Source organism: Mucilaginibacter panaciglaebae, assembly GCF_039539265.1.
Taxonomy (GTDB): domain Bacteria; phylum Bacteroidota; class Bacteroidia; order Sphingobacteriales; family Sphingobacteriaceae; genus Mucilaginibacter; species Mucilaginibacter panaciglaebae.
The window spans coordinates 62,413-78,128 of record NZ_BAABCV010000005.1 but is presented as its reverse complement, the minus strand read 5'-3'; the positions used below and the strand labels follow the sequence as shown (position 1 = coordinate 78,128).

The 15,716-nt window shown below is 43.6% G+C and carries 14 protein-coding genes; 6 read left to right on the top strand and 8 right to left on the bottom strand.

From position 1 onward, the window contains the following. Positions 1-122: 122 nt before the first annotated feature. Together ABD772_RS08110 and ABD772_RS08105 are read left to right on the top strand one after the other, a co-directional pair. Positions 123-428, top strand: coding sequence for an ArsR/SmtB family transcription factor (locus tag ABD772_RS08110; protein ID WP_345102698.1), 306 nt, complete (start codon positions 123-125; stop codon positions 426-428). Between the two features lie 10 nt (positions 429-438). Further along, a complete protein-coding gene (locus ABD772_RS08105) occupies positions 439-927 on the top strand; it encodes an SRPBCC family protein (protein WP_345102696.1) in 489 nt (162 codons plus the stop codon). 80 nt (positions 928-1,007) lie between these two features. Here ABD772_RS08105 and ABD772_RS08100 read toward each other — a convergent pair whose 3' ends face one another. The 6 genes from ABD772_RS08100 to ABD772_RS08075 all read right to left on the bottom strand — a co-directional run bounded on the left by ABD772_RS08100 (position 1,008) and on the right by ABD772_RS08075 (position 7,612). Beyond that, on the bottom strand, positions 1,008-1,472 hold the full coding sequence (locus tag ABD772_RS08100; protein WP_345102694.1) for a hypothetical protein: 465 nt from the start codon (positions 1,470-1,472) through the stop codon (positions 1,008-1,010). A 37-nt stretch (positions 1,473-1,509) separates the two neighbouring features. Further along, the gene (locus ABD772_RS08095) at positions 1,510-2,766 is read right to left on the bottom strand and encodes an alpha/beta fold hydrolase (protein WP_345102692.1); all 1,257 of its coding nucleotides are present in this window, start codon (positions 2,764-2,766) and stop codon (positions 1,510-1,512) included. Positions 2,767-2,770: 4 nt separating this feature from the next. Continuing rightward, positions 2,771-3,895 carry a lactonase family protein gene (locus tag ABD772_RS08090; RefSeq protein WP_345102690.1) on the bottom strand — a complete coding sequence of 375 codons (1,125 nt, stop codon included), beginning with the start codon at positions 3,893-3,895 and terminating at the stop codon, positions 2,771-2,773. Positions 3,896-3,956: 61 nt separating this feature from the next. Further along, entirely contained in the window at positions 3,957-6,110 is a 2,154-nt protein-coding gene (locus ABD772_RS08085) for an outer membrane beta-barrel protein (RefSeq protein ID WP_345102688.1), read from the bottom strand. A gap of 100 nt (positions 6,111-6,210) precedes the next feature. Beyond that, entirely contained in the window at positions 6,211-6,555 is a 345-nt protein-coding gene (locus ABD772_RS08080; protein WP_345102686.1) for a DUF6249 domain-containing protein, read from the bottom strand. Between the two features lie 79 nt (positions 6,556-6,634). Further along, positions 6,635-7,612 (bottom strand): Abi family protein, encoded by a 978-nt coding sequence (locus ABD772_RS08075; RefSeq protein WP_345102684.1) that lies wholly within the window; start codon positions 7,610-7,612, stop codon positions 6,635-6,637. A 224-nt stretch (positions 7,613-7,836) separates the two neighbouring features. Here ABD772_RS08075 and ABD772_RS08070 point away from each other — a divergent pair, with 224 nt between their 5' ends. Both ABD772_RS08070 and ABD772_RS08065 read left to right on the top strand, forming a co-directional pair. Then, positions 7,837-8,400 carry an RNA polymerase sigma factor gene (locus tag ABD772_RS08070; RefSeq protein WP_345102682.1) on the top strand — a complete coding sequence of 188 codons (564 nt, stop codon included), beginning with the start codon at positions 7,837-7,839 and terminating at the stop codon, positions 8,398-8,400. Beyond that, positions 8,390-8,866, top strand: a complete 477-nt coding sequence (locus ABD772_RS08065; RefSeq protein WP_345102680.1) for a hypothetical protein — start codon at positions 8,390-8,392, stop codon at positions 8,864-8,866. The genes ABD772_RS08070 and ABD772_RS08065 overlap by 11 nt, the downstream gene beginning before the upstream one ends. A 65-nt stretch (positions 8,867-8,931) precedes the next feature. Here ABD772_RS08065 and ABD772_RS08060 read toward each other — a convergent pair whose 3' ends face one another. Beyond that, complete coding sequence (locus tag ABD772_RS08060; RefSeq protein ID WP_345102678.1) at positions 8,932-10,074, bottom strand: lactonase family protein; 1,143 nt, start codon at positions 10,072-10,074, stop codon at positions 8,932-8,934. A 76-nt stretch (positions 10,075-10,150) separates the two neighbouring features. Then, positions 10,151-11,491 carry a pseudouridine synthase gene (locus tag ABD772_RS08055; protein WP_345102676.1) on the bottom strand — a complete coding sequence of 447 codons (1,341 nt, stop codon included), beginning with the start codon at positions 11,489-11,491 and terminating at the stop codon, positions 10,151-10,153. Between the two features lie 246 nt (positions 11,492-11,737). On the opposite strand from ABD772_RS08055, the gene ABD772_RS08050 reads away from it, so the two are divergent. After that, on the top strand, positions 11,738-12,526 hold the full coding sequence (locus ABD772_RS08050; protein ID WP_345102675.1) for a lytic transglycosylase domain-containing protein: 789 nt from the start codon (positions 11,738-11,740) through the stop codon (positions 12,524-12,526). Between the two features lie 309 nt (positions 12,527-12,835). Next, positions 12,836-15,679 (top strand): excinuclease ABC subunit UvrA, encoded by a 2,844-nt coding sequence (gene uvrA, locus ABD772_RS08045; RefSeq protein WP_345102673.1) that lies wholly within the window; start codon positions 12,836-12,838, stop codon positions 15,677-15,679. Positions 15,680-15,716 lie beyond the last annotated feature (37 nt).

The following is a 15,716-nucleotide window of genomic DNA, read 5'->3' as shown; positions in this document are numbered from 1 at the left end:
CAAGATTACAGGGATGGTTTTAAAACCATCCCTGTAATCTATACCGGGGAAATTTTTTTAAAAATAAATTTGCGCAACCGAAAAGTTGCATATATATTTGCAATCAATCAGTTGCAGATAAAATGAGACGAGATATTTTTCAAGCCATTGCCGACCCAACCCGCAGAGCTATTTTAGCCCTGCTGGCTATACATGCCATGACACCCAATGCGTTAGCAGAGCATTTTAATACCAGCAGGCAAGCAGTATCAAAGCACATTCAAATACTGGCTGAGTGCGAGGCCGTGACTCAAAAACAAAATGGCCGCGAAATATACTATCACGTAAATGCCGATAAAATGAAAGAAGTAGACAAATGGCTGGACACTTTCCGCAAGATATGGGAGGACCGCTTTGACCAATTAGACAACGTATTAAAAGATCTTTAAAACAATCATTATGACAAACAAAACCGAAATTTTAAAAGACATTTCAAACAGGAAATTAAATATCACCCGTGCTTTTAATGCACCGGTTGAAAAAGTATGGAGGGCGTGGACCGAGGCTGAGCAGCTTGATAAATGGTGGGCTCCCAGACCATGGCGCGCCATTACCAAAACCATGGATTTTACCGAAGGGGGGCACTGGTTATATTGCATGGCGGGGCCGAACGGTGAAAAAGCCTGGTGCAAGGTTAGCTTTCAGACGATAGAGCCAGGAAAAAACTTTGTTGCCGATGCGAATTTTTGCAATGAAGAAGGGGCCATAGACGCTAACTTTCCGACTATGACCTGGGATAATCGTTTTTTATCGACAGATACGGGTTCTAAGGTAGAAATCACGCTTTCTTTTGCTAACGAGGATGATCTGGAGAAAATTGTTCAAATGGGTTTCAAAGAAGGATTTTCTATGGGGCTGGAAAACCTGGACGAATTACTGGAAGCGTAATCTTGATCAAATATATCGCGTATCAAAAGCAGCCTTTTCGGCTGCTTTTTTGTTGCCGAATGTTTAGAGAAAGCGACTGACTATAATGGTCTAAAGTTGGGTCGGCTGGTAAAGGGTGAAAAAGACCACGGGATTGACAGAAAAATAATGACAAAAGCTATAGTATACCAGATAGCCATGGTTTTAAATTTTTGCTGATCGGCAGGTTTGCGTTTTGCCTTCGCCGAACCAATAGTGACCAGCGTAATGGCAATCAGCATCATGGTAATGTGTTCCATGCCGAAAAAACGGATAGAACGCTCGTGCACTGCTGTACTGAAGTTATGCAGGAAATAGTCAACAATGGGGCTTATAAAATATAAAGTTACGCCTAATACCAATTGCACATGGGCTGCTGTCGCCGAGACTATACGGGCAATATTATCCGTCTTTGAAAAAGATTTTTTAAGCAACCGGCCACGATAAGCACGAAACAATGCAAAGGCCATGCTACCTAAAACCAGCCAGCGGGTAAGCGAGTGTAAGGCTAACAAAGTATTGTACATAATCAGTGCAGACGAATGATGGGCCGAAATCTTTTAATTATTTGACGCTTTTTATAAAATTAACCAATGCAGGGGCCAATTCGGGATGCAGGGGCAAATTGGCCTTTAAATAAGTTGCGGCGTTTTGCTGCCTGTCTTCCGGGCCTTCTTTCAGGATATGGCTCATGCCATTTACAATTTGAACCTTGGCATCGGGTTTTGCTTTTTTTAATGCAAGTGCATCTGCAAGGCCCACCTGAATATCTGTAGTGCCCTGAACAATTAATACGGGTACCGTTACTTTGGCCAGTTCCTGTTGGGGCTTATATTGAAAAAGCGAGTGCATATAAGTCTGTAAAGACGCGCCGAAAAGATTTTCAAAACCCGGCTCCAATTTTTGCTTTATCGTTTGCCCGGCTTTAATGCTATCAATTATTGGCGCTGCCCTTCTATAGGAAGGCTCAGTGCCATTTGCTTTTATTTGCTGCTTCAAAACCTGATCGAGCGGGAAGCCCGGGCCCGCCAATGATATAAAGCCATCAACTTTTTCGCGCTGGCAGGCTATCATCCCAATCAATGAACCTTCGCTGTGGCCCGCTATAATAATTTTAGAAAAACGGCCATCGGCCTTTAAAAACCTGATGCAAGCTATGGCATCATTAATCATGTCGTCAAATGTGGTTTGAGCCTGCGGTTTTGTTGCTGTACTTTGGCCAACCATGCGTTTATCGTAACGTAAGGTGGCAATGCCGCTTTGCTTAAAGGCGTCGGCCAATAACAGGTAGCTGTTAGGCCTGATATTCATTTGCACCGTATTGCCATTACGATCGGTAGGGCCTGAGCCGGCTATGATCAACACAACCGGGACTTTGCCTGTGCCATTAGGAACAGTCAGCGTACCCCTGAGGTCAGCACCGGCTGATTTAATAGCTACAGATCCGGGACTTACACGTTTATCAACATCTGTAAAAAAGCCGGTTAACTTGTGCTCCTTACTGAAACTTAAATACAGCACCGGGCCCGATTTTTCAAAAACCGCCACATAGGTGTCGCCTCCATTAGGGGCCGCCTGGTAATATTCCTGGCTTACCAGGTCACCTAAAAGCCCTTTTAATTGCGTAACAGCACTACTTACTCCCGGCAGTGGCACTTTAGCTTTACCGGCATTGCTTAACAGGGTATAAATGCTATCCGGCTTACCGGCATTATAATACTTTACAAATTTGGCGGCCTGTGCATCATTTGCTTTATGGTTTTGTGCAGAGGCTACACCTGCTGCCAAGAGAACCAGCAGCGCTGCGATTATTTTCTTCATTTTTTTAGTCGACCGATACCCACTTCAGGCAAACTATTTGCGGTATATCAATTTTGTTATCGGTTAGTGCAAGTTTACCGTTTGTTTTGTCAATTTTAAAAATATTGATCGTATTTCCTTCCTGCCCGGCGCTTAGCAGATAGTTGCCTGAAGGATCAATAGTAAAACCCCGCGGGGCCTTACTTACATCAAATTTATCGACAAAGGTTAGTTTACCATCCGATTTATCCACGGCATATTGCACAATATTATTAGCCCCGCCGCGATTTGACGCGTACAGGAAATTACCATCAGGCGACAGGTGAATATCGGCGGCGCTGTTTTTGGTAAAATCGGCCGGCATCATATTTATTGCCTGTATAAAAGCAAGTTTGCCATTATCATATTTATAAACCCGTACAAAAGCACTCAGCTCCTGTATCACATATAAAAACTTCCTATCCGGCGAAAACTCCATGTGGCGCGGGCCGTCGCCCGGGCCGGTCATTTCGGCTGTTGCGTTTTCAGTAATAATGGGCTGTTGTTTTTTGCTGTCGTAATTATAAATGTTGATATGGTCTGTACCCAGATCGGCCACTAACAATTTCTTCCCATTGTCGGCAAGCATGGCCGAATGTACATGCGGCCCTTTCTGATTTCTGTGCGGACCGGAACCGGTATATTGAATAGTTTGCGAAACCGGCCCCAGCGATCCGTCTTTATTTACCGGCAATACAGTAAGGCTTCCACTGCTGTAGTGTGATATCATCACATTTTTACCATCCTTATCTAAAATAATATGCACGGGGTTAATACCACCGGCAGGTTGTTTGTTGATTAATTCTAATTTGCCGCTGGTTTTGTCAAACCTGAATGCGCTAACTTGTGCCTCTGCTCCCTTAGGGTCTACATTGCAGGAGTATACAAATTTGCTATCGTTAGTAATGGCCAAAAAATCGGGGTTATCAACGCCCTCAAACTGGTTTAAAAAATTTACCGTTCCGGTTTGTGTATCAAAGCGGTAAACGGCTATACCTTTACCGGCATTAGTGCCTGTATAGCCGCCTAATAACAGGTCGTACGTTTTTGCGGTTTTCTGTGCCAGGCTCAGCAAAGGCAGCGCCAGCAGTATAGCAAATATTTTTTTCATGGTTAAGCAGGTAATTGGTTTATCACCTGCAAGATAGTAAATAGTGCCCTTAAAATCTGCGCTATCTGACGCCATCGTCGTTATTAATACTGCGTTTGGTTTTCTTAACCGTGTTCGTCAAATTACCGAAGTTATAGTTGAGACTGACCGTGAAGTTTCTGAAATAGCTTTGGTCGGTTTGCGTTTGCGTAAAATTGGCGCCGGTTGTTGTGGTAATAGTGTATCTGTATTTATTAAACGGATTACGCACTGCTGCCGAAAATACCAGCTGGTTTTTAATAAGCTGCTTGTTAATGCTTAATCCGGTATTGATCACCCCGTTTGTAGAGCCTTGTAAGCCGGTTGGATTTCGCCCATTTATATCTACGTTGGCATTAGCGCGCCAGCCATTGGCAAAGGTATAACCCAATGTATTGTATATGCCCAGGGTGGTAAAGTGGTTGGTCTTTACGGTGCCGTCGGCATCGCCGGTAAGGCTAAAAAACATTAAATTACAACTGGTGCCAAAATTGAGTTGTTTGGTTATTGGATAATTGATATTTACAAAATTACCCAAGCCTTTTACGTCGCCGTTATTTTTGTAGGTAGTGTAAGTAATGTTGGTTGCCGGGTCATAATGAGACAACGGCAAATCCAGCCCCTTGCCGAAGTCATAAAATACACCGATGTTCAGGTTCCCTTTGCCCGAGAGACTGTAACCCACCCGGACATCTGATATAACCACACTTGTTAAATTGGGGTTGCCATAGGTTTCAAAATTAGGATTGGAACGATCAACAAATGGATTTAGTTTGTTAATGCCCGGGCGCTTAAGGCGCTGCGAGAAACCGGCATTGAAGCTGCTTAAAGTATTAATGGGCAAATTAAATGCTATGGACGGTATAACATCCAGGTAGCGTTGCTGCGCGGCTGTTGAGGTCGAAACAAAATCAGCATTGGTAAAAGTTTGTTCTACACGTAAACCTGCCTTTAAGCTAAACGCCCTGGCGTTATATCCCCAGGTATTATAGGCCGCAAGGATATTTTGAGTACTGCGATAGTTATTGGACAAAGCCGTATTGTTTTCAAAACGGTTAGTAGCAGTGTTAAACGAGTTATAATTAAAATCGCTCGAGTTTTTTCGGAAGATGGCCTTAACCCCCGCTTCAACAGTGATTTTTTTAAATGCCTGCACAAAATCAACCTGCGCGGTTTGCTCTGATGAAGAGGTAGTGTCGTCCTGATTATAATCGGGGGTAGAATAATTGATTCGGTTGGCTGTAGCAATGTTTGCCCCGGATGTATTGTTATATCGCCAATAGCGGTATGAAAAGGTGAGCAGCTTGTTTTTGATGTTTTTAAAACCTATCTGGTAATTCAGGGATGCATCAAGGCCGTCACCACTATTGCTGTTATGGTTTTGCAGATAATAGCCGTTAATAATGCCCAGGGGTCCGCTGAGTAAACTTACCTGGTTACCTACACCGTTAGCGCCGCTGCCATTAATATTAAACTGGGCGGAGATGAGGTTCAGCGAATCGATCTCATAACTAAGCTCGGCGCCCACATAACCATTTTTCCCGTTTGATTTATTGTTGCCTTGCTGATCAAGAAAGCTTGGGCTGGCTCCGGTGGCAGTACGTTTGTTGCTGTTTGTCGTTAGCGGATTATCATTCAAACTGCCGCCGCCAAAAGCAGATATGCCAAATTTGCCGGCCTTAGCCGAAAACGAAGTGCCGACGCCCGGTCCGCCGGGAAAGCGGCCATTAAAATTAACTGTTCCATTATAACCGTCAACCAGTTTTTTGTTGGTGACGATGTTGATGACACCGCCCAAACCTTCGGCGTCGTATTTAGCCGGTGGAGTGGTATAAACCTCGATACGTTGTATGGTGGATGCCGGGATGCTGCGCAAAATGGTTTTAGGGTCGCGCTCTGCCATACTTGATGGTTTGCCATTAATTAATATCTTAAAGCTGGTGTTACCTTTGAGCATAATATTTTCGTTAGCGTCCAAAGTAACGTAAGGTACTTTGCGCAGCATTTCGAGGACATTGCTGGTTTTACTTTCAGGGTCGGCCTGCATTTCGTAGGTAATACGGTCGGCTTCCTGTTTTATAGGCGTTTTCTGTGCTTTTACCGATACCTCGTTCAGGGTTTTGTCCTGCGCAAAAGCCGTGAAGCTGCAAATCATCAGCAGTAATATAAAAAGGGTTTTAAGGTTAAGTTTCTTCATAGTTTTTTGACAAAGGGGTTCCATTAAGTCGCCGAAAGACGCTTTTCAACCGGTTAATAAATCTGCGGGTTATTGCTGCAGACGTGCAGCTGGTTAAGGGTTAGTCTTTATTGTTATATTTATTACGGACGATGAGGTAATTGATAATTAAACTCAAACCGCCAAACAGGCATACCATTGATATAACACCCAGTGCCTGATCCATCTCACAATAGGTATATAATACCCAGCCCATAATAAAGCCTACACCAATGCCTGCCAAAAGCATCCCATATTTAAGGGTAGCCAAGCCATATTGCGGTCGGTGGAAAGGGTTGGTAAGTACATTACGTTCTAACATATCCATGCGCTCGCGGTGGCGGGTCATTAAAAAAACGTAAGCTATGCCAAATATGGCGGCAAACGCGGCTAAGGATACTATACAGTCTCTGGTTACTTCGTGCATGATTTCTAAATTTTAAATGTAGCTGTTTTCAGCTGCTTGCCTATATGACAGTAATCACCATCATCCGGATACAAAATATTTAAAATAAATCATTAAGAAGGAGATTGATCTTAAAAGATAAACTTTTTTCAATCCATAAAGGTTCGGTCTTCCAATTACGGGTAAAGCCCATTGCTGCGGGATCAATAGCAGGATATTTGTTTAATAACCTTAATATCTTACGTTTAAATTTACTTTCCTTATTTATGGTTTGAACAAAATATAAGATCATTGACAACACGTAATAAGTACTATTATTAATAGCATACGTTATGCCCGTTCGTGTATCAGATTTGGTAGTTACCACTAGCCATTGGTTATGGGTATTTAAAGGTAGATTCGGAGCAACACTTAATCTTCTATTCCACAATCTGGAATGATGAGCACATAAGTTTCTGATATAAACTATACTATGCAACCAGGATGTGAAAGTAGTATTATCTAGGCCGAAGTATTGTGCAATTTCACGTTTTTGTCTGCTTGGTTTTAGATTTTCGTATAAGTGAGATAAAACACCAAATGATGCTATCTCAAAAATCATCCAGCTGGGCGGTAAGGGATCGCTATATTTTACTTTAAATGCCAAAACAAAATCTTCCCGGCTTCTATTATACTCTTTTTGGAGCGCACTAAGCGTACTACTAAATTTACTATGGTTTGCAAATAAAGCACTATTTGAATACCAAAACGGGCCATACTGATGGGCCAAAATATAAATCATCTTGGCCCTTATAGCGACCTCAACTTTTTCTAATTCAGAATTTACCAGCTTTCGTAATTCTCTATCGAAACAGTATAGACGAAAAGCTTGATTAAAAGATGCATCCCGTTTAAATTGATGCGCAGACTTTGGTTCTTTTATAAATGGATACCAATAACCACTCAATCTATAATAGCTTACATTTTCTAATAAATGCTTTGCTTTATCATCATTCTCAATAATTAAGCCTCGGTCTTTTAGTTGCTGTAATTGTTGAGCAAGTGTTAAAGCCGGTTTACTATAAGGGATTAGCGGCATTTAGGTTAGACTACAAAAAGAAAATGCCCACCCTAAGCGCGCTGATCTGACGGGAAGCGGGGTGAGCGTGTTAATACAAAAATATAATTTATTTTTTATAAATACAAGCAGCATATACGCAAGCACTTATCTATCAAATGGTTATATTATTTAATTGACGGTATACATTTTAGCTTTAAATTTATTATTGTAACCAAACGTTTCAATTTTCTGTCTCATTAGCAATGGAGCTTGCAGAAGACCGGTACTATATAGATAAAGTTAAGAACGGCGATCCGGCTTCGTACGCGTTCCTTGTCAATAAATACAAGGATATGGTTTACAGCATCAGCCTCAAAATACTGCGCGATGCCGATGACGCTCAGGACCTGGCACAAGATTGCTTTATCAAGGCGTATCAGCAGATCCATTCGTTTCAGGGTAACTCAAAATTTTCGACCTGGTTGTATACTATTGCTTACCGTACGGCTATAACAAGGTTAAAGGAGAACAAGGTTTCAACTATTACTCTTAATGAAGAACAACATGAAATGCCCGACAATTTACCGGGCCAATTTGAGTTATTACATGCCCGTCAGGTAAAACAACAAGTGCGGGCGGCTATACAAAAGCTGCCGGAGATTGACGCATTATTAGTAACACTGTACTATATTAACGATCTGCCAATAAAAGAGATCGAAGAGATCACCGGGTTATCAAAGCCCAATGTTAAAATTAAATTATACCGGGCGCGTAAAGTGTTAGAGAAAGATTTGAGATTTTTATTGGAGGGAAATTATGCAGACTGATAAAGACGACAAACTAAAGCAATTGCTTAAACAAGCAGATGCCGATAAAACTGCCGAAGGTTTTACCGAATCGGTGATGAAGATGATCGAGGGGGATACCGTGCGCGAAACGACTTTAAAAGTACTACTAAAGCAGCATCCGGCCGAGGGGCCTTCGTTTGATTTTACGGCCGCCGTAATGCGGCAGATCAACGTCAACCCTAAGCCTTTCACTATCCGGCCAATTATTACCAAAAAAGCCTGGTATGTCATAACTGCAGTATTTACGCTTACCGTTTTAACCATTGTCGTATTGCCAGACGCTGCTCCTTCGAATGCTGCTGTTGGCGACAGCAGTATAACATCAGTAATTAATCAACTACAGGCAGTGCCTGCCACTTATGTATTGGCTGCGGTTGCAGTAGCCGTATTGTTGTTGGGCGATTATTTGCTTACGCAGCGTAGTAAAAAAGCTGTGTTGAATTAAATAGTAACCGCCAAAAAAGATCCCACTCAAGAGGGGAATCGCACAAGGCTTATGCTTTAATTCCTTTACTCAACCGGCACCATTTTTAAACAAACTGCCGAAGCCACATCGATAGCTTCGCGATTTTGCATCAGGCGGCCGGTGGCTTTATCAATCACAAAAACATAGATACGGCGGCTGGTGCCTACCAGCAAGAAACGTCCGGTTGGGTCGATCATAAAATTGCGGGGATTATCGCCGACAGTTGAGTAAGCATCCACGCGTGTTAGTTTACCGGTTAGCTGATCTATAGCAAAAACTACGATCTGGTTAGCCGTACCGCGGTTGCTGGCGTACAAGAAACGGCCATCCGGCGATATGTGAATATCCGCAGCACCATTGACGCCGGTAAAGCTATCCGGCATCATTTTGATCAGCTGGATCTCGCTTACCTTTCCATTGTCATAGGTATATACAGTAATAGTTGCCTTCATTTCCTGCACATTATACATGAATTTGCCGTTGGGCGAAAATGTGGTATGACGCGGACCGCTGCCACCGGCGGTGCTTACAAATGCAGGCTCGGCCGGAGTTAGTGACGGCACCTTTGATGCCTTGTAACGATAAATGTTGATCTTATCTAAACCTAAGTCTGAAACCATTAAATATTTTTCGTCGGGCGACAAAAATGCCGAATGTACGTGAGGCTCCGACTGACGCATAGGGTCGGGTCCTTTGCCCTCGTCTTGTATCGTTTGGTTTGCGACACCTAATGAGCCATCTTTATTTATTGGAAAAACCTGCAGGTTACCGCCGCCATAATTAGATACGAATACATTTTTTTGCTCTTTATCTACACTAATATGCGCAGGCGAACCCTTGGTCTTTCGAGCGTTGATAAGCTCAAGTTTGCCGCTTTGCTTATCAAATTTAAAAGCACTCACGCCGCCAGACCCGTCAGCATTATTTTCATTTACGGCATAAACAAAATGATTGTCGTTAGTTACTGCTACGAATGATGGATTATCGGTTTCAACTTCGTTCAGGTAGGCAGCCTCACCGCGCTCGGCATAAAAACGATACACATATATACCTTTGCTTGCATTAGCATCGGTGCCGGTATAAGTACCTATTACCAGGTCAAACACCTTTGGGCCGGTTTTAGCCTTCTTCTGAGCCGAAGAAACTAAAGGAGATATCAGCGCCATAACTAACAGTAAATTTTTCATAGGATGCTACGCAATGGTTTATAACGCAAGGTAGCAAAATCCATAAAAAAAGCCCTGCAATTGCGGGGCCAATATTTTATTTAATCAGGTGTTTTAGCTGTATAATTTCCTTTTCTTCCAGATAGCGCCAGCGTCCGCGCGGCAGGTCTTTTTTCGTCAGGTTTGCATAAACAACCCTGTCAAGTTTCACTACCTCATAACCCAGGTGTTCAAACATACGGCGCACAATACGGTTTTTGCCGCTATGTATCTGTACGCCAATTTCTTTTTTAGTACCGCCGGTAACATAGGCTACCGAATCTGGTTTAATTACACCGTCTTCAAGCTCAACACCAAATTGCAATTTATTCAAATCGCCCTGGGTTAAGTTTTTACTCAACTCAACCTGGTAAATTTTAGTAATGTTGCTACGCGGATGCGAAAGCTTATCGGCCAGGTCGCCGTCATTGGTCATGAGCAGCAAGCCTGTAGTATTACGGTCTAAACGGCCGATAGGATAAATACGCTCGCGGCTGGCTTTTTCAACCAGATGCATCACGGTGCGGCGCTCTTGCGGGTCGTCGGTAGTGGTGATATAATCCTTTGGTTTATTCAGCAGCACATAAACGTTCTTTTCGCGCTTCAAAGTTTCGCCGTTGTAACGTATTTCGTCTTTGGTTGGGTCAACCTTCAGGCCCAGCTCATTAACCACCACACCATTTACTGATACCACACCTGCAATAATAAGCTCATCAGCCTTACGGCGCGAGCATATACCTGCATTAGCTATATAACGGTTCAGGCGAATCAGGTGATCGTCTTCTTTTTTAGGAGCTGATTTTTTAGGGCGAAGCGTTTTGCCGGGGGCAGGCTTATCGCGGTACGGTTTGTCAAAAGCGGGTTTGTCAAACGTTTTACGGAATGGTTTATCGCCTTCGCGCTTTTTAAAGTCGCCTGTTGGTTTTGAACCGGCAAATTTGCGCGCTCTGGGAGCATCATTATCAAAACCTCTTTTTGCCGGGCGGTCGTCGCCGGCAAATTTGCGTCCTTTAGGAGCATCATTATCAAAGCCTCTCTTTGCGGGGCGGTCATCGCCAGCTACGGGGCGGCCTGAATAGGGTTTGCTTCTGCCCCTCTTTTCGCCAGCCTGATCGCCATAGCCTCTTTTGGGTTTGTCGTCATCACCGGTTGGCCGGCCCGAATAAGGTTTACGCGGGGCAAAGCTTTTTTTATCGGCTGCGCCAGATGAAAAAGAACTGCGTTCAGCGGCGGGGCCACTGCTGTATTTTTTTCCGGACGTTTTGTTGTTTGATTTATCCGCGTTTCTTGACTCGTTATCGCGGCGTGAAGATGATCTTTTGCTATCAGCACTTCTTGATGCTCCGGCTGGTCTTTTAGGCCGGTCGTTGCGGTTGTTTTCTGGTCTTTTAGACACCATAGTTTTTTAGTTTGCGCTTTCGCAGCGTGAGCCCCAAAGGTACGATTTTTCGGTGGTTACATGCCTGTTTTCTCAACTTTTTTCAACGGTCCAAAAAGCTGGTTTAAACGCAGTTAAAGTGCGATTTTTGAACTATTTTAAAATTCTCAAAACACTAAGGGGGTGGTAAGTGTTTGACAATCTGACTTATATACCGTACCTTTGTACAACATTTACCAAATGGATTGTTCATTAAATTAAAAAGAAATGATTAAAAAACACTTTATTACGTGCTCCGTAATCCTCGTGCTGGCAGTCATTTTAAAGCTCAACATCTACAGTGTTGCCTTTGTAAAACCGGCGCCCGCACCGGCACTAAAAGCCCCCAGATTTGTATCTTATCTCAATTATAGTGCCGCGGGGAAAACGGAGTACAGCTTTGCCAACGAATCGCTCCCTGCAAGTGCTAAAGTGTACCGCAAAATGCAGTATTCAATAAAAAGGCACACTTACAAGAATGTTCAATCACACATTTTACAAATCAAAGCCGAGAAAATCTTTCCGATAATTGAGCCCATTTTAAAGGCCTACGGGATTCCGCTTGATTTTAAATACCTGCCCTTAGTTGAATCTGGCCTGAAAGAAGGGACATCATCAAAAGGCGCCCGGGGCATTTGGCAGTTTATGCCGGGCACCGCACGTACTTACGGATTAAAAGTTAGCCACGGTGTTGACGAGCGCCTTAACCTGCGTAAAGCAACCATTGCTGCCTGCAAGTATATACGCGACCTGCACAATGAGTTTAACAGTTGGACTTTGGCTGCGGCCGCCTACAATAATGGTTCAATTAAGTTAGCTAAAGCCATCAGAACCCAAAGTGAAGATAATTATTTCAGAATGAAGCTTAATCGCGAAACCGGCAGTTATGTGTATAACCTGATTGCTATGAAAGCGATAATTGATCACCCAAAAAAATATGGTTACGACAATTACTACAGCTATTTAAAACCCAAAGACAACTATTTACAGCCTAAAGAATTTTTTGCTTACAACTAACAGCTAAGCGTAAAATTTTATTACGGAGCACTTTAAGCCCGGTCTGCAGTCTGCAGATCGGGCTTTTTTCACTAACTTTGCAGGCTAATTTCAATGAGTGAATTAGCGATCGTGTGAATGAGTGATTGTTGAAACTATCGCTTACTTTTTTAGTTAATTTATTTAGGTTGTCGTTTTACATCTGCACTTATTGCTGCTTAACGCACGTATAGATTCCCGGGCTGCTTGAAATGACAAGACGGAGAAAAAAGAAGAAAAAAATCACTCATCCACTCAATCACTCATTACAAAGTTCACTAATTATAATACATGAGCGAAAAACATATAGATCTGGGCGAGCAAAGTGAAGTTGAGGTTTACGGCGCACGGGTACATAACTTAAAAAATATTGATGTTTCTTTTCCGCGCAACCAGCTGGTTGTGATTACGGGGCTTAGTGGCAGCGGCAAATCGTCGCTGGCGTTTGATACTATTTACGCCGAAGGGCAGCGCCGTTACATGGAAACGTTTTCGGCTTACTCGCGCCAGTTCATGGGCGGTATGGAGCGCCCGGATGTTGATAAAGTTTCCGGCCTGAGCCCGGTTATTGCCATTGAACAAAAAACCACTAGCAAAAACCCGCGGTCGACCGTTGGGACGATCACAGAGATCTATGACTTTATGCGTTTGCTGTATGCCCGTACTGCGGATGCTTATTCGTACGTGAGCGGCGAGAAAATGGAGCGAATGAGTGAGGACCAGATCCTGAAAACGATTGCCGAAAAATTCAAGGACCAACCCGTAAATATTCTGGCGCCGGTGGTAAAAGCCCGTAAAGGCCATTACCGCGAATTGTTTGAGCAAATACGCAAACAAGGCTATCTAAAAGTTTGGATCGACGGTGCTATTGCCGATGTTGAACCAAAAATGCAACTTGACAGGTATAAGATCCATGATATTGATATCGTAGTCGACCGCTTGCAAATCAATGAAGAGAACAGCAAGCGCTTGTATACATCTATCCAATCTGCTTTAAAAATTGCCAAAGGCATTATCCGCATTGCCGATAAGGATAATAACGTGGCTTATTTTAGTAAATACCTCATGGACCCGGTTTCGGGTATATCATATGATGAACCACAGCCAAACACATTCTCATTCAATTCGCCTTATGGTGCCTGCGAAAAATGCAACGGCCTGGGTTATATTTTTGAGGTTGATGAGGCTTCGGTTATCCCCAATAAAAAACTAAGTATTCTGAACGGGGGCCTGGCGCCACTGGGCGAGTACCGCGAAACCTGGATCTTCCAGGTGTTGAAGGCGCTGGCTAAAAAGTATGAGTTTTCTTTGTCTACTCCGTTAGAAAAACTGGAAAAAGAAAAGCTGGATATCATCCTGAACGGCACCCAGGACATGATAACCGTTGCTGTTGAGTATAATAAGTGGAACGTCCAGAGCTATCAGATCACTTTTGATGGCATTATCCGTATGCTCGAAGAGCAGCAGGAGCGTCGCGGCGACGAAGGTATGGACGACATGGAAAATTACCGCGTACTTAAAACTTGCCCGGTTTGTGATGGTGCAAGACTGAAAAAAGAGTCGCTGAACTTTAAGGTCGGCAATAAAAATATATTCGAGCTGGCTTGCATGGATATCCGCACGCTGCAGCAATGGTTTGAAAACCTTGAGGACAGGCTGACTGAGCGCCAGAACGTTATCGCCAAAGAAATTTTAAAAGAGATACGCGCCCGTATTGTGTTTTTGATGGATGTGGGGCTAAGTTATCTGACATTAGACCGTACGGCGAAAACCCTTTCGGGTGGCGAGGCGCAACGCATTCGTTTAGCTACGCAGATAGGTTCACAACTAATGAACGTAATGTACATTTTGGACGAGCCAAGCATCGGCCTGCATCAACGCGATAATGAGCGCCTCATCAATGCTTTAAAAAACCTGCGCGACCTGGGGAATACGGTACTGGTGGTTGAGCACGATAAAGATATGATCCTGGAAGCCGACCATGTGATTGATATGGGCCCCGCAGCAGGTGTTCATGGCGGCGAAGTAGTAGCCCAGGGCACGCCTGCCGAACTCATGTCGCGGCATACGTTGACCACATCGTACATCAACGGCGAAAAAGAAATTGCAGTGCCTAAAAAGCGTCGCGAAGGAAATGGTAAGTTGCTGTCACTTAAAAAAGCTACCGGCCACAACCTTAAAAAGGTGAGTGTTGATTTCCCATTGGGTAAGCTCATAGGTATTACCGGGGTATCGGGTAGCGGCAAATCCAGCCTGATTGCGGAGACTTTATACCCAATATTGAATCATTATTTTTTTAGAGCTAAAAAACAGCCCTTACCCTACGATAAGATAGAGGGACTGGATAATATCGATAAGGTAATTGAGATCGATCAAACGCCTATCGGCCGGACGCCGAGATCAAACCCTGCTACCTATACGGGGGTTTTCTCTGATATCCGTAATCTGTATGTAGCGCTGCCCGAATCGAAGATCCGCGGTTATAAACCGGGACGCTTCTCTTTCAACGTTAAAGGCGGACGTTGCGAAACCTGCCAGGGTGCGGGTATGAAGGTTATAGAAATGAACTTTTTGCCTGACGTGCAGGTGCCTTGTGAGGAATGCGGCGGCCGGCGTTACAATCGCGAAACTTTGGAAGTGCGCTATAAAGGCAAATCTATCAGCGACGTGCTGGACATGAGCATCGAGGACGCTGTGCCGTTTTTCGAGCATATTCCATCTATCTACCGCAAAGTAAAAACGTTGTTGGATGTAGGCTTGGGTTACATTCGTTTGGGCCAATCGTCAACCACCCTATCGGGTGGCGAGGCGCAACGCGTTAAACTGGCCACCGAGCTTTCTAAAAAAGATACCGGCAATACTTTTTATATTTTAGATGAACCGACAACCGGTTTACATTTCGAAGATATTAACGTACTGTTAGGGGTGCTTTATCAACTGGTTGACAAAGGCAATACTGTATTAGTAATAGAGCACAACCTGGACGTAATTAAAGTGGTCGACCATGTTATCGACCTCGGGCCTGAAGGAGGATCGGGGGGAGGTACCATTCTGTATAGCGGCACTCCCGAAGGTTTATGTAAGGTGAAAAACAGTTTTACAGGTCAGTTCTTGAAAAAGGAGATGGCGCTCTAAACTTCATTACTACCAAACAATACTACCATCTATTTGT

Coding starts and splice junctions, on each gene's coding strand:
- ABD772_RS08080 (WP_345102686.1), bottom strand. CDS start 6,555: ATGCACGAAGTAACCAGAGACTGTATAGTATCCTTAGCCGCGTTTGCC.
- ABD772_RS08090 (WP_345102690.1), bottom strand. CDS start 3,895: ATGAAAAAAATATTTGCTATACTGCTGGCGCTGCCTTTGCTGAGCCTG.
- ABD772_RS08085 (WP_345102688.1), bottom strand. CDS start 6,110: ATGAAGAAACTTAACCTTAAAACCCTTTTTATATTACTGCTGATGATT.
- ABD772_RS08070 (WP_345102682.1), top strand. CDS start 7,837: ATGGAGCTTGCAGAAGACCGGTACTATATAGATAAAGTTAAGAACGGC.
- ABD772_RS08075 (WP_345102684.1), bottom strand. CDS start 7,612: ATGCCGCTAATCCCTTATAGTAAACCGGCTTTAACACTTGCTCAACAA.
- ABD772_RS08095 (WP_345102692.1), bottom strand. CDS start 2,766: ATGAAGAAAATAATCGCAGCGCTGCTGGTTCTCTTGGCAGCAGGTGTA.
- ABD772_RS08100 (WP_345102694.1), bottom strand. CDS start 1,472: ATGTACAATACTTTGTTAGCCTTACACTCGCTTACCCGCTGGCTGGTT.
- uvrA (WP_345102673.1), top strand. CDS start 12,836: ATGAGCGAAAAACATATAGATCTGGGCGAGCAAAGTGAAGTTGAGGTT.
- ABD772_RS08110 (WP_345102698.1), top strand. CDS start 123: ATGAGACGAGATATTTTTCAAGCCATTGCCGACCCAACCCGCAGAGCT.
- ABD772_RS08050 (WP_345102675.1), top strand. CDS start 11,738: ATGATTAAAAAACACTTTATTACGTGCTCCGTAATCCTCGTGCTGGCA.
- ABD772_RS08105 (WP_345102696.1), top strand. CDS start 439: ATGACAAACAAAACCGAAATTTTAAAAGACATTTCAAACAGGAAATTA.
- ABD772_RS08065 (WP_345102680.1), top strand. CDS start 8,390: ATGCAGACTGATAAAGACGACAAACTAAAGCAATTGCTTAAACAAGCA.
- ABD772_RS08060 (WP_345102678.1), bottom strand. CDS start 10,074: ATGAAAAATTTACTGTTAGTTATGGCGCTGATATCTCCTTTAGTTTCT.
- ABD772_RS08055 (WP_345102676.1), bottom strand. CDS start 11,491: ATGGTGTCTAAAAGACCAGAAAACAACCGCAACGACCGGCCTAAAAGA.